Below are 24,011 nucleotides of genomic sequence, written 5' to 3' on the forward strand. Positions count from 1 at the left end.
GTACATAAAGAAGGAAGATCCCATGTTAAAGGAAAAAGTTCTAAAGACCATTCATAGGAACCACTTGATTCAGGAAGGTTCGAAATTGCTCGTAGGTGTATCTGGAGGGCCTGACTCATTGGCACTTTTACATTTCCTTAAGGAAGCCCAACCTATTTTTCATTATGAGCTCATTGTTGCGAGTGTTGACCATATGTTTCGGGGCGACCAATCCCTTGCCGATTATCAGTATGTCAAACAAATGTGCGAACAGTGGGATATTGTTTTTGAAGGCAAAAGGATTGACGTGCCAGCATATATTGAAAAAACCGGTCAGAGTTCTCAATTGTCATCAAGAATGCTGCGTTTTGCTTTTTTTGAAGAAATGATGGATAAACATCAGGCAGATACGCTCGTTTTGGGACACCATGGCGATGATCAAGTCGAAACGATTCTCATGCGTTTGACCCGAGGGGCGACAGGTCAAGCGAGAGCAGGAATCTCCCTGAAAAGACCTTTCCATGGCGGTCAGCTAATCAGGCCTTTTCTGGAAGTTACCAAGGATGAAATCATCGAATACGTAACCATTCATCATCTTGAGCCTAGATACGACCCAAGTAATGAAAAGAATGATTACCTGAGAAATCGTTTCAGGCACGAAGTCCTTCCGTTCCTAAAGAAAGAAAATAGGCTTGTTCATGAACACTTCCAGCGCTTTAGTGAAGAGGTAATGGAAGATGAGAAGTTCTTACAGGATCTGGTCAGGAAAGAAATGTCCGAGATATGGCTTCAACAGGATAGGAAACATTCTGTAATTCGGATAGATAAGGTACTTGCGATGCCTAAACCTTTACAAAGAAGATCTATTCAACTAATATTAAACTATCTTTATTTGAAGAGACCTTCATCGCTTTCGGCATTACATATCGATCAACTTTTAGCTTTGTTTTTAAATCCTCAACCTTCAGCAGAACTGCATCTCCCGGAAGGCCTTATTGTAGAAAAATCCTATCAAACATGCATCTTTAGTTTTTTTCGCCAAGAAAGCCAAGAATATTCTATTATAGTACAAATTCCCGGTGAGACTATTCTTCCGAATGGATATAAAATTAAAGCACACTATATAAAAGATGAAATTCCCTATAGTAAAGGAAATGATTCTTTTATCCTCCCTGAATCGGCTGTTCGACTCCCATTGATTGCCCGCACAAGGCAGGAAGGCGATAGAATGGATGTTAAGGGATTGGGTGGAACGAAAAAGTTGAAGGGGATTTTTATCAATGAGAAAGTCCCGATGCTAGAAAGAAATGCATGGCCGATTATCATCGATCAAGCAGGGATGGTCATTTGGCTTCCCGGTTTAAAGAAATCGGATGTTGAGGCGGACCAGGTTTCTGATGAATCATCTTTAATCTACTTAGAATATAATAAAGCTTAATCTTCTTGGGGGGCAATTAATTACAATGACCATGCAAAATGACATTGAAAAAGTGTTAATATCTGAGGAAGAACTTCAACAGAAAATCAGAGAAGTGGGAGCACAGCTTGAGGCTGATTACAAAGATAAGTTCCCACTGGCTATCGGTGTTTTAAAAGGCGCTATGCCATTTATGTCAGATTTATTGAAACGTGTTGATACACACCTTGAAATGGACTTCATGGATGTTTCGAGCTATGGAAACTCCACTGTATCATCTGGTGAAGTGAAAATCATCAAAGACCTTGATACATCAGTAGAAGGCCGTGACGTACTAATCATTGAGGATATCATCGACAGTGGTTTAACTCTAAGCTATCTTGCAGAGCTCTTCCGCTACCGCAAAGCAAAATCCATTAAAATTGTTACATTGTTAGACAAACCAACAGGCAGGAAGGCTGACATTACTCCGGATTACGTTGGATTTATCGTCCCTGATGCATTTGTTGTAGGATATGGCCTGGATTATGCGGAAAGATATCGTAATCTCCCATACATCGGCATATTGAAACCTGAGATTTACACGAAATAATAGTATTCAGTTAAAAGAGATGGCCAGATAAAAACAGCGGTGTTAAATTATTGTAATTCATTAATTTTGTATGATAATATTTACTATAGTTTGTTTACCCGTGGGAGGAGGTAAGGGATGAATCGGATCTTCCGTAATACCATATTTTATTTACTGATATTTTTAGTCATCATTGGGATTGTGAGCATCTTTAACAATAACAATGAACCTCAGGAAAAATTGACCCAAGATCAATTCTATAAGCATTTGGAGAGTGGGGACGTCAAGTCATTAACGATGCAACCCGAAGGCAGTGTTTTTGAAATTACAGGGAAGCTGAAGGAATATGATGAAAACAAGTATTTTGTTGCATACGTTCCATTTAGTGAGTATGCACAGAGTCGCATTGGCGAAGCTGTAGAAAAACAAGGTACTGAAGTTGTTGATGTTTTACCTCCAAAACAAACAAGTGGCTGGGTTACATTCTTTACTTCGATCATTCCATTTGTAATCATTTTCATACTATTCTTCTTTTTACTTAACCAAGCACAAGGCGGCGGTGGCGGCCGAGTGATGAACTTCGGGAAAAGTAAGGCGAAGCTGTATAACGATGATAAGAAGAAAGTTCGTTTCAATGATGTTGCCGGGGCAGACGAAGAAAAGCAAGAGCTTGTAGAGGTCGTGGAATTCTTAAAAGACCCTCGCAAATTTGCTGAGCTTGGTGCCCGTATTCCTAAAGGGGTCCTATTGGTGGGTCCTCCAGGTACAGGTAAAACCTTACTTGCACGAGCGGTAGCTGGTGAAGCAGGCACGCCTTTCTTCTCAATCAGTGGATCTGATTTCGTAGAAATGTTCGTTGGTGTCGGTGCATCTCGTGTTCGTGACTTATTTGAAAATGCAAAGAAAAACGCACCATGTATCATCTTCATTGATGAAATCGATGCAGTAGGTCGTCAAAGGGGCGCAGGCCTTGGCGGCGGTCATGATGAACGTGAACAAACGTTGAACCAATTGCTTGTTGAAATGGACGGTTTCGGTGGAAATGAAGGCATTATCATCATCGCCGCAACAAACCGTGCAGATGTATTGGATCCAGCATTGCTACGACCTGGCCGCTTCGACCGTCAAATTACAGTTGGGCGCCCAGATGTAAAAGGCCGTGAAGAAGTATTGAAAGTTCATGCTCGTAACAAGCCTTTGGCAGAAAGCGTGGATTTAAAAGCAATCGCTCAACGTACACCTGGATTCTCGGGTGCCGATCTTGAAAACTTACTGAATGAGGCGGCTCTTGTTGCAGCCCGTCAAGATAAGAAAAAAATCGATATGTCCGATTTGGATGAAGCGTCGGATCGGGTAATTGCAGGTCCTGCAAAGAAAAATCGCGTGATATCGAAAAAAGAACGGAATATTGTTGCCTGGCATGAAGCGGGTCATACAATTATCGGTCTGGTCCTCGATGATGCAGAAGTGGTTCATAAAGTTACGATTGTCCCTCGTGGTCAAGCTGGTGGATATGCCGTCATGCTTCCGAAAGAAGACCGTTTCTTCATGACCGAGCCTGAACTAAAAGATAAGATCGTTGGTCTTTTAGGTGGTAGGGTAGCCGAAGAAGTTACTTTTGGTGAAGTGAGTACGGGTGCTCATAATGACTTCCAACGTGCGACAGGCATTGCCCGTAGTATGGTTATGGAATATGGAATGAGTAAACTTGGACCTCTTCAGTTTGGAAATTCACAAGGACAGGTGTTCTTGGGCCGCGACTTCAATAATGACCAAAACTATTCCGATGCAATCGCTTATGAGATTGATTTGGAAATACAACGCATCATTAGAGAAGCTTACGAAAGATGTAAGAAAATCCTTACTGAAAATCGTGAAAAACTTGATTTGGTTGCCAAGACCCTGCTAGAAGTGGAAACGCTGGATGCAGAACAAATCAAAGGGCTTTTCCAAGATGGTAAATTACCAGAACGGGATTATACAGCTCTTAATGGGAATTTGACTACTGATGAAAACGTAAAAGTTAACATCAATACGAAAAAGGAAAAAGAGGCTCTTTTAGATCCATTGGATAAAAGAGAACCTGAGGACCTTGAGATAACGGAGGAAGGATTGAATACACCTCCGATTGAAGAAGGTACACCTCAAGATAAGCCACTTTCTTTCCCAAAAGAAGATGACAATAAAAAGTTGTAAGTTGACTTGAAATCAAAAGGGTATTTCCTCCTCGGAAATACCCTTTTCTTTACACTATAAATATGAGAAAGCCTACAAAATTTTCAGCTGGCATATTTTTACCTTTTGAGAAGCGCGACTAATAGCATCGAAAATAACAGTATGGTATGATGTGGGAGAATAATTTAGCGGAGTGGTGAAAACAATGATTTTTGTACTAGATGTTGGGAATACGAATACTGTATTAGGCGTATACGATGAAGAAATACTGAAATATCATTGGCGAATTGAAACAAGCCGCAATAAAACAGAAGATGAGTATGGAATGGTCATAAAGTCTTTACTGCAACATGAAGGTCTCTCATTCGACCAATTTGACGGCATCATTATATCATCGGTTGTACCGCCTATAATGTTTGCGCTTGAACGCATGTGCAAAAAATACTTTGGAATCAAACCACTTATCGTTGGACCTGGTATTAAAACGGGATTGAATATAAAGTATGAAAACCCTCGCGAAGTGGGAGCGGACAGAATTGTGAATGCTGTAGCAGGCATACAGGAATTTGGAAGCCCTCTCATCATCGTCGATTTTGGAACCGCAACGACATATTGTTATATAAATGAGGAAAAGCAGTACATGGGGGGAGCAATCGCCCCAGGGATCGGAATTTCTACAGAAGCGCTTTACTCGAAAGCATCCAAGCTACCGAGAATTGAAATTAGCCGTCCAGACGGAATAATAGGTAAAAATACGGTTTCGGCCATGCAGTCAGGTATTTTATACGGGTATGTAGGCCAAGTCGAAGGAATCGTAAACCGCATGAAAGCACAAAGTAATTTAGAGCCGACAGTCATTGCCACTGGTGGATTGGCCACGTTGATTGCCAATGAATCCACAGTTATCGATGTTGTGGAGCCCTTCTTAACATTAAAAGGCCTACAGCTAATTTACAAAAGGAACCGAGAGCAAGTAAAGAAGTAAACCTAAAAAAACAGCATGGGAGGACATATAAATGAAAGATTATTTAATAAAGGCGTTAGGATATGAAGGTCAAGTGCGAGCGTATGCGGTCTCCACAACAGAAACTGTAGGGGAAGCGCAACGGAGGCATTATACCTGGCCGACAGCATCGGCTGCACTTGGGCGCGCTATGACTGCCGGAGTAATGATGGGTGCCATGTTGAAAGGTGAAGAAAAGCTTACGATTAAAATCGAGGGCGGAGGACCTATAGGCTCCATTCTTGTTGATAGTAATGCAAAGGGGGAAGTGCGTGGATATGTAACGAACCCACAAACTCACTTTGATTTAAATGAACAAGGAAAATTGGATGTCAGAAGAGCGGTTGGAACCGAGGGGTTATTAACCGTCGTGAAAGACATTGGTTTACGTGATAATTTTTCTGGGCAGGTTCCTCTAGTTTCGGGAGAATTAGGTGAAGACTTCACGTATTATTTTGCAACATCAGAGCAGGTACCTTCCTCGGTGGGAGTGGGCGTATTAGTGAATCCTGATAACTCGATTCTAGCCGCGGGTGGTTTCATCATCCAACTAATGCCCGGTACTTCTGACGAAACGATTACGAAAATCGAACAACGTCTAAGCACCATCGTTCCTGTTTCTAAAATGATTCAAAATGGTTTAACTCCGGAAGAAATCCTAACAGAACTATTAGGGGAAGGAAATGTACAGGTTCTAGAAAAAATAGATGTAGAATTCTCATGCCCATGTTCAAGGGAAAGGATTTCTAATGCCTTAATAAGCCTCGGGCAAGAGGAAATCAGGGATATCATCGAGACGGAAGGACAGGCAGAGGCCCAATGCCATTTCTGTAATGAGACATACCAATTTTCCAAAGAGGACCTTGAAGAACTAGAAAAGGAAACACAAAAATAAAAAAAGACGGGAGAAAAGGGTTTTGTCTAAACAAAAGCTTAGGGCAATCATTGCTGGTCTTGCCTTGTTGAACCTATTGACAATCCTAATCTTTGTCATCTGGCCATTCATCGCTTCCAAAATCACTTTAGGAGAGGAAACGGCAGCGAAGATTGGCTCTAAAGATATTTCCCGGGAAGCATGGATCAATGAACTTGAAAAACGATATGGTAAAGACGTGCTTGAGGAAATGGTTGATAAAGAAGTAGTGGGACAAGCAGCGAAAAAATACAAAGTGACCATATCCGAAGATGAAGTGGATCGGGAACTGAAGATGATGAAAACGATGTATGGAACTGCTGGTCAGAATCTAAGTAAAAGCAAAGCCCAATGGAAGCAGGAAATTCAATCGAATCTCCTGCTCGAGAAGCTGCTTACAAAGGATGTCACAGTTTCCGAAGCGACCATGGAGGACTATTATGAGAATAATAAGGACATCTATCGAATACCCACTACCTATCATATTTCTCAAATAACTACATCGACTAAGGCTCAAGCAGAGCAAATAATAAAAGAACTGAATAAAGGCGTTTCATTTCCTGTGTTAGCCATGGAGAAATCTCTTGATGAATTCACAGCAAATCAAGGGGGAGACATGGGGTATATATCGCAGGATAATGAACAAATCTCGAAAGCATATATTTCCGCTGCCGAAAAGTTAAAGGTGGGAAATTGGAGCCAACCGGTTGAGACGGATGAAGGATGGGCTGTTCTCTATTTACATGAGAAAATTGACGGTAGGCAATACTCGTATAAGGAAGTAAAAGAGCAAATACGCCGCCAAAAAGCCTTGGAACAAATCCAGGCGCCGGTATCCGGTAAGATTTTCTGGGATGAGTTTGATGTAGATTGGGTATATGGATCAGAAGATCAAAAGTAGGTAAAAGGATATAAAAGAAAATTTAGAAAATTGCAGATAAACATTGACAACGAACTAGTGAAACTGGTAACTTTAAATTAATAAAACCAATAAACATACTCGGTATTAATAAAAGGAGTGGAGAACATGGCACGTATAGTTAATTCAGTAACGGAATTAATCGGGCAAACGCCTATAGTAAAATTAAACAAGCTTCAAAACGAAAATAGTGCAGATATTTATTTGAAACTTGAATATTTTAACCCAGGGAGCAGCGTTAAAGACAGAATCGCTCTTGCTATGATCGAAGCCGCAGAAAAAAGTGGAGATCTTAAACAAGGCGATACGATCATTGAGCCTACAAGTGGTAACACTGGGATTGGCCTTGCGATGGTAGCTGCAGCAAAAGGGTATAAATCAATCCTTGTAATGCCTGAAACGATGAGCTTGGAACGTCGCAACTTGCTTCGTGCTTATGGAGCTGATTTAGTTCTAACGCCTGGACCTGAAGGAATGAAGGGTGCCATTGCTAAAGCGACTGAGTTATCTAAAGAACACGGATACTTCATTCCACAACAATTCGAAAATAAAGCGAACCCTGAAGTTCACCGTAATACTACCGGTCCAGAAATCATTGAAGCGTTTGGTGAAGATGGCCTGGATGCATTTATCGCAGGAATTGGAACGGGTGGTACGATTACTGGTGCAGGTGAAGTACTTCGTGAAAAATATCCTGATATTAAGATCTACGCTGTAGAGCCTGCCGATTCACCTGTATTGTCAGGAGGAAACCCTGGCCCACATAAAATTCAAGGGATCGGTGCAGGATTCGTTCCTAGCATTTTAAACACAGATCTTTATGATGAAGTTATTCAAGTAAACACGGATGAATCTTTTGAATACGCCCGTCGTGCTGCAAAAGAAGAAGGTATCCTAGGTGGTATTTCATCCGGTGGGGCTATCGCTGCCGCTGTTAAAGTTGCTGAGAAACTAGGAAAAGGCAAGAAAGTCCTTGTAATCATTCCAAGTAATGGTGAGCGTTACCTAAGTACACCTTTGTATAACTTTGAATAAGAGTAAAAGTTAACCGAGAAGCAAAGCACCTCTAGGGTGCTTTGCTTCTCTTTTTTGTGTAGTAATGAGGTTCTGGATTTTAAGGTGCTTGCGCTTTGCCTGGGTATATAGGTAAACTCATATATATACGTAGATTTTTTAATGAAGGAGAACGTCCTATGTCATTAGCTAGTACATCGAAGATCAAATGCGGTTCATTAGAATTGGATTACGGCAAAAAGACTTTAATTATGGGGATTTTAAATGTTACGCCTGATTCATTTTCCGATGGAGGAAAATATAATCGGGTAGATGCTGCATTAAGACATGCTGAGCAGATGGTTGAAGATGGTGCGGATATCTTGGACATCGGTGGTGAGTCGACCCGGCCTAATTATGAACGGATAACGGATGAGGAAGAGATAGAACGTGTCGTACCTATCATTGAAGCGATTTCCCGTACTTTTGAAATTCCTATCTCCGTTGATACGTACAAGTCCAAAGTTGCAGAAGCGGCATTGAAAGCAGGAGCGCACATCCTGAACGATATTTGGGGAGCAAAAGCAGATACACATATGGCAAAGGTAGCGGCTATGTACCAAGTTCCGATTATTTTAATGCACAACCGAGACAATATGGAGTACCAACAATTTATCCGTGATTCTTTGCAAGATCTATTCGAAAGCATTAGGATTGTGAAGAAAGAGGGAGTCTTGGATGAGAATATCATTCTAGATCCAGGTATCGGGTTTGCAAAAGATTTGACACTGAATTTGGAAATGATGAGGAATCTTGATAAGCTGGTATCATTAGGGTATCCAGTACTGCTCGCTACATCGAAAAAATCCATGATCGGACAAGTTCTTAATCTACCGGCACATGAACGTTTGGAAGGGACGGCAGCAACGATATGTCATGGGATTCTTCAGGGCTGCCAAATGGTCCGGGTGCATGATGTAAAGGAAATGGGACGTACAGCTAAAATGATGGATGCTCTTATAGGAAAAGGTGAGTTTAATGGATAAGATATTTGTGAATAAGATGGAATTCTACGGATACCATGGTGTATTTCCGGAAGAAACAAAGCTTGGCCAGCGATTTAGGGTGGATCTGACTGTAGAAGCGAATTTGGCCAATGCGGGCATGAGCGATAATCTCGAAGACTCCATTAATTATGGTGAATTATATGAAGTCTGTAAAGGTATCGTTGAAGGGGAACCGTACAAGCTGGTGGAAGCTGTTGCAGAAAGGATTGCATCGGAGTTACTCACCAAGTTTCCGAAGATCATGGTGTGTACAGTGAAGATATATAAACCAGACCCTCCTATAGCAGGACACTATGAATCGGTTGCCATAGAGATTGTAAGGGGACGCTAAAATGAAAAATATATCGTATCTATCAATTGGTTCGAACATGGGGGAGAGCTTCGATACATTTCAAAGGGCTTTCCAATTATTGAGTGAAGATCCACATATTAAACTTGTCTCTTGTTCATCATTATATGAAACGGACCCTGTCGGATATACTGACCAGGATTGTTTTTTGAATGCTGTCATTAAGGTGGAAACCGATTTAACACCAGAGGACTTATTGCGAGCATGCATGCAAGTTGAACAAGAATTAGGAAGAAAAAGGAATGTTAGATGGGGTCCTCGTACGTTAGACCTTGACATTTTGTTATATAATCATGAAAATGTTGAGACGGAGATTCTTTCAATCCCTCATCCTCGGATGCATGAAAGAGCATTTGTGATTATTCCTTTAATGGAATTGGAATCAGATATAATTCTTCCGAAAATGAATACATCCTTGAGCGACCTGCTTGAAAAGATTCCGGATAAAGAAGGAGTTCGATTATGGAAGCTGAAAAATGGGGAAGGCGTATTCGCGCTTTTCGAAAGTTAAAAGGTTTTACCCAAGAGGAGTTCGCAAAAGAGATGGGTGTTTCTGTTTCTTTGTTGGGTGAAGTTGAAAGAGGGAACCGAAATCCCACAGAGGAATTTTTACTAGAAGTGGTGGATGTTCTTAAAGTTTCAATTGAGGATCTGCAACCACTTGAGGATAAATGAAAGAGTGGTATAGGGGGTCACGATGTGTTAAAAATAGACGATATTGAAATGAAGAACCGGGTAGTTCTGGCTCCGATGGCGGGGGTATGTAATTCGGCTTTTCGTTTGACTGTCAAAGAGTTCGGTGCAGGATTGGTATGCGCAGAGATGGTAAGTGACAAGGGAATCGTTCTTCAAAATGCCAAAACGCTGAATATGCTTTATATAGATGAAAGAGAAAAACCGCTAAGCTTGCAAATCTTTGGTGGTGAAAAGAAAAATCTAGTTGAGGCAGCGAAGTTTGTAGATAAAAATACAACGGCAGACATCATTGATATCAACATGGGATGCCCTGTCCCGAAAATCACGAAATGTGATGCCGGTGCAAGATGGTTACTTGACCCAAATAAGATATATGAGATGGTTTCGGCAGTTGTGGATGCCGTAGATAAACCTGTTACTGTTAAAATGCGCATTGGCTGGGATGATGAACATGTATTTGCTGTTGAGAATGCCAAAGCGGTAGAACGTGCAGGGGGCAAGGCAATTTCCCTTCATGGCAGAACCCGGGTTCAATTGTATGAAGGGAAAGCTAATTGGGACATTATTCGAGAAGTGAAAAATTCCATTAACATTCCCTTGATTGGAAACGGTGATGTGGAAACCCCGCAAGATGCTGAAAGAATGCTAAAGGAAACTGGCGTTGATGGAGTCATGATTGGTCGGGCGGCCTTAGGGAACCCGTGGATGATATACAGGACAGTGAAGTATTTGGAAACTGGACAATTGATGGATGAGCCGACAGTCCGTGAAAAGATGGATGTATGCATTCTTCATATGGATCGTCTGATAGCGTTGAAAAATGAGCATGTTGCTGTCCGTGAAATGCGCAAGCATGCTGCCTGGTACCTTAAAGGTGTCAAAGGCAATGCAAAAGCACGTAAAGGTATTAATGAATGTGAGACTAGAGAAGATGTTACGCGACTTCTGTATGGACTCGTTGATGAATGTGAAGCGAGGGAACAAAACATCCAAATGGTTTGATGTTTGACATTACCTTCCTGTTTTTCTATAATACGTTTATCGAAAACTGCCAGTGAACCTGGCAGTTTTTATCTGTCCATATATTAGAATTTAAGATAAAAAGCTGTTGAAATCCTTTACTTTATGTAAGAATAAATAGGTATGCAATTAGAAAGTTCAAATAGTTATATGAGGCTTTGATTAATAGAGATGGAGATGATTTTCGTGAGTCATGAAGAATTGAATGACCAACTGCAGGTAAGACGCGACAAAATGCAGGCTATGATTGACAATGGACAAGACCCGTTCGGCAGTAGGTTCGAGCGTTCCCATACTTCGCAGGAGATTGTTGATGCATATGGTGCATTGGAAAAAGAAGAGTTAGAGGAGAAAGAAATAGAAGTTACCATTGCAGGTCGTGTCATGACCAAACGTGGTAAAGGGAAAGCTGGTTTTGCCAATATACAAGATATAAGTGGCCAAATCCAAATATACGTCCGCTTAGATAAGGTTGGAGAAGAGTCATACCAAATTTTCAATCAAACGGATCTTGGTGATATCGTGGGAATCACGGGTGTCATCTTTAAAACGAAAGTCGGCGAACTTTCCATTAAAGCTAAAGAATATGTGTTCCTTTCTAAAGCATTGCGCCCACTTCCCGATAAGTTCCACGGTTTGAAGGATGTAGAGGAGCGTTACCGGAAACGCTATGTTGACTTAATTACAAATGAAGAAAGTAAAAACACTTTAATCATGCGCAGTCGTATTGTGCAGGCTATGAGACGTTACTTAGACGATCAAGGATATTTGGAAGTGGAAACACCGCTATTGCACTCTGTAGCAGGTGGAGCGGCTGCACGCCCATTCCTGACTCACCATAATGCATTGGATATGCCCTTAAACTTAAGGATTGCCATTGAACTTCACTTGAAACGCCTGATTGTCGGCGGCTTAGAGAAAGTCTATGAAATCGGTAGAGTATTTAGGAATGAAGGGGTCTCCACTAGACATAACCCGGAATTCACACTTATTGAATTATACGAGGCGTACGCGGATTATAAGGATATCATGAGCTTGACAGAGAACTTGGTTGCCCATATTGCACAAGAGGTTCTTGGAACCACAACTATCCAGTACGGAGAATATGAGATCGATTTAAAACCAGAGTGGAAAAGACTCCATATGGTTGATGCTGTAAAAGAATATACTGGTGTAGACTTTTGGACTACTATGAGCAAAGAAGAAGCGCAACAACTTGCGAAGGAAAATGGGATTGAAGTGAAAGAGTCCATGGAATTTGGTCATATCGTTAACGAATTCTTCGAACAAAAAGTAGAAGATAAGTTAATCCAACCTACATTCATCTATGGACACCCAGTAGAAATTTCACCTTTAGCGAAGAAAAACCCAGAGGATGATCGATTTACTGATCGATTTGAATTGTTCATAGTGGGAAGAGAGCATGCGAATGCATTCACGGAATTAAACGATCCAATTGATCAACGCCAACGCTTTGAGGCACAATTGAAAGAGCGTGAGCAAGGAAATGACGAAGCTCATGAAATGGATGAGGACTTCTTGGAGGCTTTAGAATATGGTATGCCGCCAACCGGAGGATTGGGAATTGGGGTCGACCGTCTGGTTATGTTGCTGACGAATTCGCCTTCGATTCGTGATGTCCTGTTATTCCCGTTAATGAGACATCGTTAAGCCATAAGGAAAACCGGTGAATCAGAACCGATTTAGGAAGTGTGTATATGAGCAGCGACTCATGGCACACTGTTCTAAATCGGTTTTTTGTTTTTTGATTATAATTTTGTTAGGTTGTTAGGGTTTGATTTTTAGCTTTTAAATAAAAACTTTTGCTATTTCAAAAAAACTTTAAAAAAGGTATTGCGCAGTTTGCGTAATGATGTTATATTTATATCTGTTGTTACGAACGAGTTTCACACGGATTACAAACTTCGAAAAAGTTTTAAAAAGTTCTTGACTCTGAGTTAACAGGATGTTATAATAAATAAGCTGTCGTAAGGCGTTGCTCTTTGAAAACTGAACAAAACAAAGCGCCAACGTAAATTTTGAGTGAGCACACACTATAAAAAAGCAAAATGAGCAAGTCAAACATTTCTTCGGAGAGTTTGATCCTGGCTCAGGACGAACGCTGGCGGCGTGCCTAATACATGCAAGTCGAGCGAATCGATGGGAGCTTGCTCCCTGAGATTAGCGGCGGACGGGTGAGTAACACGTGGGCAACCTGCCTATAAGACTGGGATAACTTCGGGAAACCGGAGCTAATACCGGATATGTTCTTTTCTCGCATGAGAGAAGATGGAAAGACGGTTTCGGCTGTCACTTATAGATGGGCCCGCGGCGCATTAGCTAGTTGGTGAGGTAATGGCTCACCAAGGCGACGATGCGTAGCCGACCTGAGAGGGTGATCGGCCACACTGGGACTGAGACACGGCCCAGACTCCTACGGGAGGCAGCAGTAGGGAATCTTCCGCAATGGACGAAAGTCTGACGGAGCAACGCCGCGTGAACGAAGAAGGCCTTCGGGTCGTAAAGTTCTGTTGTTAGGGAAGAACAAGTACCAGAGTAACTGCTGGTACCTTGACGGTACCTAACCAGAAAGCCACGGCTAACTACGTGCCAGCAGCCGCGGTAATACGTAGGTGGCAAGCGTTGTCCGGAATTATTGGGCGTAAAGCGCGCGCAGGTGGTTCTTTAAGTCTGATGTGAAAGCCCACGGCTCAACCGTGGAGGGTCATTGGAAACTGGGGAACTTGAGTGCAGAAGAGGAAAGTGGAATTCCAAGTGTAGCGGTGAAATGCGTAGAGATTTGGAGGAACACCAGTGGCGAAGGCGACTTTCTGGTCTGTAACTGACACTGAGGCGCGAAAGCGTGGGGAGCAAACAGGATTAGATACCCTGGTAGTCCACGCCGTAAACGATGAGTGCTAAGTGTTAGAGGGTTTCCGCCCTTTAGTGCTGCAGCTAACGCATTAAGCACTCCGCCTGGGGAGTACGACCGCAAGGTTGAAACTCAAAGGAATTGACGGGGGCCCGCACAAGCGGTGGAGCATGTGGTTTAATTCGAAGCAACGCGAAGAACCTTACCAGGTCTTGACATCCTCTGACACTCCTAGAGATAGGACGTTCCCCTTCGGGGGACAGAGTGACAGGTGGTGCATGGTTGTCGTCAGCTCGTGTCGTGAGATGTTGGGTTAAGTCCCGCAACGAGCGCAACCCTTGATCTTAGTTGCCAGCATTCAGTTGGGCACTCTAAGGTGACTGCCGGTGACAAACCGGAGGAAGGTGGGGATGACGTCAAATCATCATGCCCCTTATGACCTGGGCTACACACGTGCTACAATGGATGGTACAAAGGGCTGCAAACCTGCGAAGGTAAGCGAATCCCATAAAGCCATTCTCAGTTCGGATTGTAGGCTGCAACTCGCCTGCATGAAGCCGGAATCGCTAGTAATCGCGGATCAGCATGCCGCGGTGAATACGTTCCCGGGCCTTGTACACACCGCCCGTCACACCACGAGAGTTTGTAACACCCGAAGTCGGTGAGGTAACCTTTATGGAGCCAGCCGCCTAAGGTGGGACAGATGATTGGGGTGAAGTCGTAACAAGGTAGCCGTATCGGAAGGTGCGGCTGGATCACCTCCTTTCTAAGGATAATACGAGAGCGCTTTTGTTTTGTTCAGTTTTGAATGAGTAATTCATTCAACTACGAAGGACTCATCACATCGTGATGACGATCTTTCTACATTGTTCCTTGAAAACTAGATAATAGATAGAAGGCAATTAATTTTTTTCAAAGCATCAGTAAGATCTTTTTAACGGTTAAGTTAGAAAGGGCGCACGGTGGATGCCTTGGCACTAGGAGCCGATGAAGGACGGGACTAACACCGATATGCTTCGGGGAGCTGTAAGTAAGCTTTGATCCGGAGATTTCCGAATGGGGAAACCCACTGTTCGTAATGGAACAGTATCTCTACCTGAATACATAGGGTATTGAAGGCAGACCCGGGGAACTGAAACATCTAAGTACCCGGAGGAAGAGAAAGCAATAGCGATTTCCTGAGTAGCGGCGAGCGAAACGGAATGTAGCCCAAACCAAGAGGCTTGCCTCTTGGGGTTGTAGGACACTCAATATGGAGTTACAAAGGAACGGGGTAAATGAAGTGACCTGGAAAGGTCCGTCAAAGAAGGTAAAAACCCTGTAGTTGAAACTTCGTTCCCTCCTGAGTGGATCCTGAGTACGGCGGGACACGAGAAATCCCGTCGGAAGCAGGGAGGACCATCTCCCAAGGCTAAATACTACCTAGTGACCGATAGTGAACCAGTACCGTGAGGGAAAGGTGAAAAGCACCCCGGAAGGGGAGTGAAATAGATCCTGAAACCGTGTGCCTACAAGTAGTCAAAGCCCGTTAATGGGTAATGGCGTGCCTTTTGTAGAATGAACCGGCGAGTTACGATTTCATGCGAGGTTAAGTTGATAAGACGGAGCCGCAGCGAAAGCGAGTCTGAATAGGGCGAATGAGTATGAGGTCGTAGACCCGAAACCAGGTGATCTACCCATGTCCAGGGTGAAGTTCAGGTAACACTGAATGGAGGCCCGAACCCACGCACGTTGAAAAGTGCGGGGATGAGGTGTGGGTAGCGGAGAAATTCCAATCGAACCTGGAGATAGCTGGTTCTCTCCGAAATAGCTTTAGGGCTAGCCTCAAGATGAGAGTATTGGAGGTAGAGCACTGATTGGACTAGGGGCCCCCAACGGGTTACCGAATTCAGTCAAACTCCGAATGCCAAATACTTATTCTTGGGAGTCAGACTGCGAGTGATAAGATCCGTAGTCGAAAGGGAAACAGCCCAGACCACCAGCTAAGGTCCCAAAGTATACGTTAAGTGGAAAAGGATGTGGAGTTGCTTAGACAACCAGGATGTTGGCTCAGAAGCAGCCACCATTTAAAGAGTGCGTAATAGCTCACTGGTCGAGTGACTCCGCGCCGAAAATGTACCGGGGCTAAACGTATCACCGAAGCTGTGGATTGACACCGTATGGTGTCGATGGTAGGAGAGCGTTCTAAGGGCGTTGAAGTCAGACCGTAAGGACTGGTGGAGCGCTTAGAAGTGAGAATGCCGGTATGAGTAGCGAAAGAAGGGTGAGAATCCCTTCCACCGAATGCCTAAGGTTTCCTGAGGAAGGCTCGTCCGCTCAGGGTTAGTCGGGACCTAAGCCGAGGCCGAAAGGCGTAGGCGATGGACAACAGGTTGATATTCCTGTACCACCTATACATCGTTTGAACGATGGGGGGACGCAGAAGGATAGGGTAAGCGCGCTGTTGGATATGCGCGTCCAAGCAGTTAGGCCGGAAACGAGGCAAATCCCGTTTCCATTAAGGCGGAGCTGTGATGGCGAGGGAAATATAGTACCGAAGTTCCTGATTCCACACTGCCAAGAAAAGCCTCTAGTGAGATGTAAGGTGCCCGTACCGCAAACCGACACAGGTAGGCGAGGAGAGAATCCTAAGGTGTGCGAGAGAACTCTCGTTAAGGAACTCGGCAAAATGACCCCGTAACTTCGGGAGAAGGGGTGCTTTTTAGGGTGAATAGCCCAGAAAAGCCGCAGTGAATAGGCCCAGGCGACTGTTTAGCAAAAACACAGGTCTCTGCGAAGCCGCAAGGCGAAGTATAGGGGCTGACACCTGCCCGGTGCTGGAAGGTTAAGGGGAGAGGTTAGCGCAAGCGAAGCTTTGAACCGAAGCCCCAGTAAACGGCGGCCGTAACTATAACGGTCCTAAGGTAGCGAAATTCCTTGTCGGGTAAGTTCCGACCCGCACGAAAGGTGTAACGATCTGGGCACTGTCTCAACGAGAGACTCGGTGAAATTATAGTACCTGTGAAGATGCAGGTTACCCGCGACAGGACGGAAAGACCCCGTGGAGCTTTACTGCAGCCTGATATTGAATTTTGTTACAGCTTGTACAGGATAGGTAGGAGCCTGAGAAGCCGGAGCGCTAGCTTCGGTGGAGGCGTTGGTGGGATACTACCCTGGCTGTATTGAAATTCTAACCCGCGCCCCTTATCGGGGTGGGAGACAGTGTCAGGTGGGCAGTTTGACTGGGGCGGTCGCCTCCTAAAGAGTAACGGAGGCGCCCAAAGGTTCCCTCAGAATGGTTGGAAATCATTCGCAGAGTGTAAAGGCACAAGGGAGCTTGACTGCGAGACCTACAAGTCGAGCAGGGACGAAAGTCGGGCTTAGTGATCCGGTGGTTCCGCATGGAAGGGCCATCGCTCAACGGATAAAAGCTACCCCGGGGATAACAGGCTTATCTCCCCCAAGAGTCCACATCGACGGGGAGGTTTGGCACCTCGATGTCGGCTCATCGCATCCTGGGGCTGTAGTCGGTCCCAAGGGTTGGGCTGTTCGCCCATTAAAGCGGTACGCGAGCTGGGTTCAGAACGTCGTGAGACAGTTCGGTCCCTATCCGTCGCGGGCGCAGGAAATTTGAGAGGAGCTGTCCTTAGTACGAGAGGACCGGGATGGACGCACCGCTGGTGTACCAGTTGTCTTGCCAAAGGCATAGCTGGGTAGCTACGTGCGGAAGGGATAAGTGCTGAAAGCATCTAAGCATGAAGCCCCCCTCAAGATGAGATTTCCCATGGCGCAAGCTAGTAAGATCCCTGAAAGATGATCAGGTTGATAGGTCAGAGGTGGAAGCGTGGCGACATGTGGAGCTGACTGATACTAATAGATCGAGGACTTAACCAACGCTTTAAAAAGATGAACACCTTCTGATATTATCTAGTTTTGAAGGAACAACGTTCCTGATATGTTTGGTGGCGATAGCGAAGAGGTCACACCCGTTCCCATTCCGAACACGGCAGTTAAGCTCTTCAGCGCCGATGGTAGTTGGGGGTTTCCCCCTGTGAGAGTAGGACGCCGCCAAGCATATACAATATGGAGGATTAGCTCAGCTGGGAGAGCATCTGCCTTACAAGCAGAGGGTCGGCGGTTCGATCCCGTCATCCTCCACCATTTTATATTACACCTGCCGGTGTAGCTCAACTGGTAGAGCAACTGACTTGTAATCAGTAGGTTGGGGGTTCAAGTCCTCTTGCCGGCACCATTTTCATCCAGGTTTTTCATATGTAAAGCATTTATAAATAGTATGAGCCATTAGCTCAGTTGGTAGAGCATCTGACTTTTAATCAGAGGGTCGAAGGTTCGAATCCTTCATGGCTCACCATTATATTATGCGGGTGTGGCGGAATTGGCAGACGCACCAGACTTAGGATCTGGCGCCGCAAGGCGTGGGGGTTCAAGTCCCTTCACCCGCATGTTTGCGAAAGTAGTTCAGTGGTAGAATACAACCTTGCCAAGGTTGGGGTCGCGGGTTCGAATCCCGTCTTTCGCTCCACTATTTATTTATGCCGGGGTGGCGGAACTGGCAGACGCACAGGACTTAAAATCCTGCGGTAGGTGACTACCGTACCGGTTCGATTCCGGTCCTCGGCACCATCTTAATATGCGCCCGTAGCTCAATTGGATAGAGCATCTGACTACGAATCAGAAGGTTGTAGGTTCGACTCCCGCCGGGCGCACCATTTTTCGGGAAGTAGCTCAGCTTGGTAGAGCACTTGGTTTGGGACCAAGGGGTCGCAGGTTCGAATCCTGTCTTCCCGACCATTGATTTTTTTTGGGGCCTTAGCTCAGCTGGGAGAGCGCCTGCCTTGCACGCAGGAGGTCAGCGGTTCGATCCCGCTAGGCTCCACCAAAAAAAGTATTGACAAGCTAATCACGATTTGTTATGATTATAAAGTTGTTACTTTAACTGCTATTATATTGCTCTTTGAAAACTGAACAAAACAAAGCGCCAACGTAAATTTTGAGTGAGCACACACTATAAAAAAGCAAAATGAGCAAGTCAAACATTTCTTCGGAGAGTTTGATCCTGGCTCAGGACGAACGCTGGCGGCGTGCCTAATACATGCAAGTCGAGCGAATCGATGGGAGCTTGCTCCCTGAGATTAGCGGCGGACGGGTGAGTAACACGTGGGCAACCTGCCTATAAGACTGGGATAACTTCGGGAAACCGGAGCTAATACCGGATATGTTCTTTTCTCGCATGAGAGAAGATGGAAAGACGGTTTCGGCTGTCACTTATAGATGGGCCCGCGGCGCATTAGCTAGTTGGTGAGGTAATGGCTCACCAAGGCGACGATGCGTAGCCGACCTGAGAGGGTGATCGGCCACACTGGGACTGAGACACGGCCCAGACTCCTACGGGAGGCAGCAGTAGGGAATCTTCCGCAATGGACGAAAGTCTGACGGAGCAACGCCGCGTGAACGAAGAAGGCCTTCGGGTCGTAAAGTTCTGTTGTTAGGGAAGAACAAGTACCAGAGTAACTGCTGGTACCTTGACGGTACCTAACCAGAAAGCCACGGCTAACTACGTGCCAGCAGCCGCGGTAATACGTAGGTGGCAAGCGTTGTCCGGAATTATTGGGCGTAAAGCGCGCGCAGGTGGTTCTTTAAGTCTGATGTGAAAGCCCACGGCTCAACCGTGGAGGGTCATTGGAAACTGGGGAACTTGAGTGCAGAAGAGGAAAGTGGAATTCCAAGTGTAGCGGTGAAATGCGTAGAGATTTGGAGGAACACCAGTGGCGAAGGCGACTTTCTGGTCTGTAACTGACACTGAGGCGCGAAAGCGTGGGGAGCAAACAGGATTAGATACCCTGGTAGTCCACGCCGTAAACGATGAGTGCTAAGTGTTAGAGGGTTTCCGCCCTTTAGTGCTGCAGCTAACGCATTAAGCACTCCGCCTGGGGAGTACGACCGCAAGGTTGAAACTCAAAGGAATTGACGGGGGCCCGCACAAGCGGTGGAGCATGTGGTTTAATTCGAAGCAACGCGAAGAACCTTACCAGGTCTTGACATCCTCTGACACTCCTAGAGATAGGACGTTCCCCTTCGGGGGACAGAGTGACAGGTGGTGCATGGTTGTCGTCAGCTCGTGTCGTGAGATGTTGGGTTAAGTCCCGCAACGAGCGCAACCCTTGATCTTAGTTGCCAGCATTCAGTTGGGCACTCTAAGGTGACTGCCGGTGACAAACCGGAGGAAGGTGGGGATGACGTCAAATCATCATGCCCCTTATGACCTGGGCTACACACGTGCTACAATGGATGGTACAAAGGGCTGCAAACCTGCGAAGGTAAGCGAATCCCATAAAGCCATTCTCAGTTCGGATTGTAGGCTGCAACTCGCCTGCATGAAGCCGGAATCGCTAGTAATCGCGGATCAGCATGCCGCGGTGAATACGTTCCCGGGCCTTGTACACACCGCCCGTCACACCACGAGAGTTTGTAACACCCGAAGTCGGTGAGGTAACCTTTATGGAGCCAGCCGCCTAAGGTGGGACAGATGATTGGGGTGAAGTCGTAACAAGGTAGCCGTATCGGAAGGTGCGGCTGGATCACCTCCTTTCTAAGGATAATACGAGAGCGCTTTTGTTTTGTTCAGTTTTGAATGAGTAATTCATTCAACTACGAAGGACTCATCACATCGTGATGACGATCTTTCTACATTGTTCCTTGAAAACTAGATAATAGATAGAAGGCAATTAATTTTTTTCAAAGCATCAGTAAGATCTTTTTAACGGTTAAGTTAGAAAGGGCGCACGGTGGATGCCTTGGCACTAGGAGCCGATGAAGGACGGGACTAACACCGATATGCTTCGGGGAGCTGTAAGTAAGCTTTGATCCGGAGATTTCCGAATGGGGAAACCCACTGTTCGTAATGGAACAGTATCTCTACCTGAATACATAGGGTATTGAAGGCAGACCCGGGGAACTGAAACATCTAAGTACCCGGAGGAAGAGAAAGCAATAGCGATTTCCTGAGTAGCGGCGAGCGAAACGGAATGTAGCCCAAACCAAGAGGCTTGCCTCTTGGGGTTGTAGGACACTCAATATGGAGTTACAAAGGAACGGGGTAAATGAAGTGACCTGGAAAGGTCCGTCAAAGAAGGTAAAAACCCTGTAGTTGAAACTTCGTTCCCTCCTGAGTGGATCCTGAGTACGGCGGGACACGAGAAATCCCGTCGGAAGCAGGGAGGACCATCTCCCAAGGCTAAATACTACCTAGTGACCGATAGTGAACCAGTACCGTGAGGGAAAGGTGAAAAGCACCCCGGAAGGGGAGTGAAATAGATCCTGAAACCGTGTGCCTACAAGTAGTCAAAGCCCGTTAATGGGTAATGGCGTGCCTTTTGTAGAATGAACCGGCGAGTTACGATTTCATGCGAGGTTAAGTTGATAAGACGGAGCCGCAGCGAAAGCGAGTCTGAATAGGGCGAATGAGTATGAGGTCGTAGACCCGAAACCAGGTGATCTACCCATGTCCAGGGTGAAGTTCAGGTAACACTGAATGGAGGCCCGAACCCACGCACGTTGAAAAGTGCGGGGATGAGGTGTGGGTAGCGGAGAAATTCCAATCGAACCTGGAGATAGCTGGTTCTCTCCGAAATAGCTTTAGGGCTAGCCTCAAGATGAGAGTATTGGAGGTAGAGCACTGATTGGACTAGGGGCCCCCAACGGGTTACCGAATTCAGTCAAACTCCGAATGCCAAATACTTATTCTTGGGAGTCAGACTGCGAGTGATAAGATCCGTAGTCGAAAGGGAAACAGCCCAGACCACCAGCTAAGGTCCCAAAGTATACGTTAAGTGGAAAAGGATGTGGAGTTGCTTAGACAACCAGGATGTTGGCTCAGAAGCAGCCACCATTTAAAGAGTGCGTAATAGCTCACTGGTCGAGTGACTCCGCGCCGAAAATGTACCGGGGCTAAACGTATCACCGAAGCTGTGGATTGACACCGTATGGTGTCGATGGTAGGAGAGCGTTCTAAGGGCGTTGAAGTCAGACCGTAAGGACTGGTGGAGCGCTTAGAAGTGAGAATGCCGGTATGAGTAGCGAAAGAAGGGTGAGAATCCCTTCCACCGAATGCCTAAGGTTTCCTGAGGAAGGCTCGTCCGCTCAGGGTTAGTCGGGACCTAAGCCGAGGCCGAAAGGCGTAGGCGATGGACAACAGGTTGATATTCCTGTACCACCTATACATCGTTTGAACGATGGGGGGACGCAGAAGGATAGGGTAAGCGCGCTGTTGGATATGCGCGTCCAAGCAGTTAGGCCGGAAACGAGGCAAATCCCGTTTCCATTAAGGCGGAGCTGTGATGGCGAGGGAAATATAGTACCGAAGTTCCTGATTCCACACTGCCAAGAAAAGCCTCTAGTGAGATGTAAGGTGCCCGTACCGCAAACCGACACAGGTAGGCGAGGAGAGAATCCTAAGGTGTGCGAGAGAACTCTCGTTAAGGAACTCGGCAAAATGACCCCGTAACTTCGGGAGAAGGGGTGCTTTTTAGGGTGAATAGCCCAGAAAAGCCGCAGTGAATAGGCCCAGGCGACTGTTTAGCAAAAACACAGGTCTCTGCGAAGCCGCAAGGCGAAGTATAGGGGCTGACACCTGCCCGGTGCTGGAAGGTTAAGGGGAGAGGTTAGCGCAAGCGAAGCTTTGAACCGAAGCCCCAGTAAACGGCGGCCGTAACTATAACGGTCCTAAGGTAGCGAAATTCCTTGTCGGGTAAGTTCCGACCCGCACGAAAGGTGTAACGATCTGGGCACTGTCTCAACGAGAGACTCGGTGAAATTATAGTACCTGTGAAGATGCAGGTTACCCGCGACAGGACGGAAAGACCCCGTGGAGCTTTACTGCAGCCTGATATTGAATTTTGTTACAGCTTGTACAGGATAGGTAGGAGCCTGAGAAGCCGGAGCGCTAGCTTCGGTGGAGGCGTTGGTGGGATACTACCCTGGCTGTATTGAAATTCTAACCCGCGCCCCTTATCGGGGTGGGAGACAGTGTCAGGTGGGCAGTTTGACTGGGGCGGTCGCCTCCTAAAGAGTAACGGAGGCGCCCAAAGGTTCCCTCAGAATGGTTGGAAATCATTCGCAGAGTGTAAAGGCACAAGGGAGCTTGACTGCGAGACCTACAAGTCGAGCAGGGACGAAAGTCGGGCTTAGTGATCCGGTGGTTCCGCATGGAAGGGCCATCGCTCAACGGATAAAAGCTACCCCGGGGATAACAGGCTTATCTCCCCCAAGAGTCCACATCGACGGGGAGGTTTGGCACCTCGATGTCGGCTCATCGCATCCTGGGGCTGTAGTCGGTCCCAAGGGTTGGGCTGTTCGCCCATTAAAGCGGTACGCGAGCTGGGTTCAGAACGTCGTGAGACAGTTCGGTCCCTATCCGTCGCGGGCGCAGGAAATTTGAGAGGAGCTGTCCTTAGTACGAGAGGACCGGGATGGACGCACCGCTGGTGTACCAGTTGTCTTGCCAAAGGCATAGCTGGGTAGCTACGTGCGGAAGGGATAAGTGCTGAAAGCATCTAAGCATGAAGCCCCCCTCAAGATGAGATTTCCCATGGCGCAAGCTAGTAAGATCCCTGAAAGATGATCAGGTTGATAGGTCAGAGGTGGAAGCGTGGCGACATGTGGAGCTGACTGATACTAATAGATCGAGGACTTAACCAACGCTTTAAAAAGATGAACACCTTCTGATATTATCTAGTTTTGAAGGAACAACGTTCCTGATATGTTTGGTGGCGATAGCGAAGAGGTCACACCCGTTCCCATTCCGAACACGGCAGTTAAGCTCTTCAGCGCCGATGGTAGTTGGGGGTTTCCCCCTGTGAGAGTAGGACGCCGCCAAGCCATTTTAAAGGTCAGCCATTAGGCTGGGCTTTTTTTGCGTTCTAAAAGTACGATTAAAGGATTAAGGGTGGTTTTGAATATATCCATTAGGGGTAATTATAAAGATATTTTAATTTTACCGTGTGCAATAGGTATGTAACTACATATAATTTGGAGAAAAT

13 protein-coding genes, 9 tRNA genes and 6 rRNA genes are annotated in these 24,011 nt (G+C 45.8%); all 28 read left to right on the plus strand.

Features of this window, described 5'->3' with window-relative positions; genetic code table 11:
• Positions 1-22: 22 nt before the first annotated feature.
• The 28 genes from tilS to rrf (AC503W_RS00520) all read left to right on the plus strand — a co-directional run bounded on the left by tilS (position 23) and on the right by rrf (AC503W_RS00520) (position 23,850).
• A complete protein-coding gene (tilS, locus tag AC503W_RS00385; RefSeq protein WP_427689071.1) occupies positions 23-1,417 on the plus strand; it encodes a tRNA lysidine(34) synthetase TilS in 1,395 nt (464 codons plus the stop codon).
• Positions 1,418-1,448: 31 nt separating this feature from the next.
• Positions 1,449-1,988 (plus strand): hypoxanthine phosphoribosyltransferase, encoded by a 540-nt coding sequence (gene hpt / locus AC503W_RS00390; protein ID WP_402875962.1) that lies wholly within the window; start codon positions 1,449-1,451, stop codon positions 1,986-1,988.
• A gap of 117 nt (positions 1,989-2,105) precedes the next feature.
• The gene (gene ftsH / locus AC503W_RS00395) at positions 2,106-4,163 is read left to right on the plus strand and encodes an ATP-dependent zinc metalloprotease FtsH (protein WP_402875938.1); all 2,058 of its coding nucleotides are present in this window, start codon (positions 2,106-2,108) and stop codon (positions 4,161-4,163) included.
• Positions 4,164-4,347: 184 nt separating this feature from the next.
• Positions 4,348-5,127, plus strand: coding sequence for a type III pantothenate kinase (locus AC503W_RS00400; RefSeq protein ID WP_402875963.1), 780 nt, complete (start codon positions 4,348-4,350; stop codon positions 5,125-5,127).
• A gap of 31 nt (positions 5,128-5,158) precedes the next feature.
• Positions 5,159-6,040: an Hsp33 family molecular chaperone HslO gene (hslO, locus tag AC503W_RS00405; protein WP_402875940.1), complete on the plus strand. Its 882-nt coding sequence runs from the start codon at positions 5,159-5,161 to the stop codon at positions 6,038-6,040.
• 22 nt (positions 6,041-6,062) lie between these two features.
• Positions 6,063-6,959, plus strand: a complete 897-nt coding sequence (locus AC503W_RS00410; protein WP_402875944.1) for a peptidyl-prolyl cis-trans isomerase — start codon at positions 6,063-6,065, stop codon at positions 6,957-6,959.
• A gap of 126 nt (positions 6,960-7,085) precedes the next feature.
• Complete coding sequence (cysK, locus tag AC503W_RS00415) at positions 7,086-8,012, plus strand: cysteine synthase A (protein WP_402875947.1); 927 nt, start codon at positions 7,086-7,088, stop codon at positions 8,010-8,012.
• A 158-nt stretch (positions 8,013-8,170) separates the two neighbouring features.
• Positions 8,171-9,016: a dihydropteroate synthase gene (gene folP / locus AC503W_RS00420; protein WP_402875949.1), complete on the plus strand. Its 846-nt coding sequence runs from the start codon at positions 8,171-8,173 to the stop codon at positions 9,014-9,016.
• Positions 9,009-9,368, plus strand: coding sequence for a dihydroneopterin aldolase (gene folB, locus AC503W_RS00425; protein ID WP_402959612.1), 360 nt, complete (start codon positions 9,009-9,011; stop codon positions 9,366-9,368). Before folP ends, folB begins: the two co-directional genes overlap by 8 nt.
• Position 9,369: 1 nt before the next feature.
• Positions 9,370-9,897 carry a 2-amino-4-hydroxy-6-hydroxymethyldihydropteridine diphosphokinase gene (gene folK / locus AC503W_RS00430; protein ID WP_402959614.1) on the plus strand — a complete coding sequence of 176 codons (528 nt, stop codon included), beginning with the start codon at positions 9,370-9,372 and terminating at the stop codon, positions 9,895-9,897.
• Positions 9,849-10,061, plus strand: coding sequence for a helix-turn-helix domain-containing protein (locus AC503W_RS00435; RefSeq protein WP_402875955.1), 213 nt, complete (start codon positions 9,849-9,851; stop codon positions 10,059-10,061). Before folK ends, AC503W_RS00435 begins: the two co-directional genes overlap by 49 nt.
• A gap of 24 nt (positions 10,062-10,085) precedes the next feature.
• Positions 10,086-11,084, plus strand: coding sequence for a tRNA dihydrouridine synthase DusB (gene dusB, locus AC503W_RS00440; RefSeq protein WP_494915674.1), 999 nt, complete (start codon positions 10,086-10,088; stop codon positions 11,082-11,084).
• A gap of 195 nt (positions 11,085-11,279) precedes the next feature.
• Entirely contained in the window at positions 11,280-12,773 is a 1,494-nt protein-coding gene (gene lysS, locus AC503W_RS00445) for a lysine--tRNA ligase (protein WP_402875958.1), read from the plus strand.
• A 416-nt stretch (positions 12,774-13,189) separates the two neighbouring features.
• Positions 13,190-14,740: ribosomal RNA gene (locus AC503W_RS00450) — 16S ribosomal RNA — on the plus strand.
• Positions 14,741-14,913: 173 nt separating this feature from the next.
• A 23S ribosomal RNA gene (locus AC503W_RS00455) occupies positions 14,914-17,847 on the plus strand.
• Between the two features lie 64 nt (positions 17,848-17,911).
• A 5S ribosomal RNA gene (gene rrf / locus AC503W_RS00460) occupies positions 17,912-18,027 on the plus strand.
• Positions 18,028-18,038: 11 nt separating this feature from the next.
• A tRNA-Val gene (locus tag AC503W_RS00465) sits at positions 18,039-18,114 on the plus strand.
• A gap of 15 nt (positions 18,115-18,129) precedes the next feature.
• A tRNA-Thr gene (locus AC503W_RS00470) sits at positions 18,130-18,205 on the plus strand.
• Positions 18,206-18,249: 44 nt separating this feature from the next.
• Positions 18,250-18,325 (plus strand) — tRNA-Lys (locus AC503W_RS00475).
• Between the two features lie 9 nt (positions 18,326-18,334).
• Positions 18,335-18,416 (plus strand) — tRNA-Leu (locus AC503W_RS00480).
• A gap of 5 nt (positions 18,417-18,421) precedes the next feature.
• Positions 18,422-18,496, plus strand: a tRNA-Gly gene (locus tag AC503W_RS00485).
• 12 nt (positions 18,497-18,508) lie between these two features.
• A tRNA-Leu gene (locus AC503W_RS00490) sits at positions 18,509-18,597 on the plus strand.
• A gap of 9 nt (positions 18,598-18,606) precedes the next feature.
• Positions 18,607-18,683 (plus strand) — tRNA-Arg (locus AC503W_RS00495).
• A 5-nt stretch (positions 18,684-18,688) separates the two neighbouring features.
• Positions 18,689-18,765: transfer RNA gene (locus tag AC503W_RS00500), tRNA-Pro, on the plus strand.
• 12 nt (positions 18,766-18,777) lie between these two features.
• A tRNA-Ala gene (locus AC503W_RS00505) sits at positions 18,778-18,853 on the plus strand.
• Between the two features lie 159 nt (positions 18,854-19,012).
• Positions 19,013-20,563, plus strand: a 16S ribosomal RNA gene (locus tag AC503W_RS00510).
• Positions 20,564-20,736: 173 nt separating this feature from the next.
• Positions 20,737-23,670 (plus strand): 23S ribosomal RNA (locus tag AC503W_RS00515).
• A gap of 64 nt (positions 23,671-23,734) precedes the next feature.
• A 5S ribosomal RNA gene (rrf, locus tag AC503W_RS00520) occupies positions 23,735-23,850 on the plus strand.
• Together the 16S, 23S and 5S rRNA genes with 9 tRNA genes alongside form the textbook arrangement of a ribosomal RNA operon.
• Positions 23,851-24,011 lie beyond the last annotated feature (161 nt).

This window comes from Peribacillus suis (assembly GCF_059384845.1).

Bases quoted from the DNA above. Each gene is read 5' to 3' on its own strand.
- tilS (WP_427689071.1), top strand. From the start codon at position 23: ATGTTAAAGGAAAAAGTTCTAAAGACCATTCATAGGAACCACTTGATT.
- hpt (WP_402875962.1), top strand. From the start codon at position 1,449: ATGCAAAATGACATTGAAAAAGTGTTAATATCTGAGGAAGAACTTCAA.
- ftsH (WP_402875938.1), top strand. From the start codon at position 2,106: ATGAATCGGATCTTCCGTAATACCATATTTTATTTACTGATATTTTTA.
- AC503W_RS00400 (WP_402875963.1), top strand. From the start codon at position 4,348: ATGATTTTTGTACTAGATGTTGGGAATACGAATACTGTATTAGGCGTA.
- hslO (WP_402875940.1), top strand. From the start codon at position 5,159: ATGAAAGATTATTTAATAAAGGCGTTAGGATATGAAGGTCAAGTGCGA.
- cysK (WP_402875947.1), top strand. From the start codon at position 7,086: ATGGCACGTATAGTTAATTCAGTAACGGAATTAATCGGGCAAACGCCT.
- folP (WP_402875949.1), top strand. From the start codon at position 8,171: ATGTCATTAGCTAGTACATCGAAGATCAAATGCGGTTCATTAGAATTG.
- folB (WP_402959612.1), top strand. From the start codon at position 9,009: ATGGATAAGATATTTGTGAATAAGATGGAATTCTACGGATACCATGGT.
- folK (WP_402959614.1), top strand. From the start codon at position 9,370: ATGAAAAATATATCGTATCTATCAATTGGTTCGAACATGGGGGAGAGC.
- AC503W_RS00435 (WP_402875955.1), top strand. From the start codon at position 9,849: ATGGAAGCTGAAAAATGGGGAAGGCGTATTCGCGCTTTTCGAAAGTTA.
- lysS (WP_402875958.1), top strand. From the start codon at position 11,280: ATGATTTTCGTGAGTCATGAAGAATTGAATGACCAACTGCAGGTAAGA.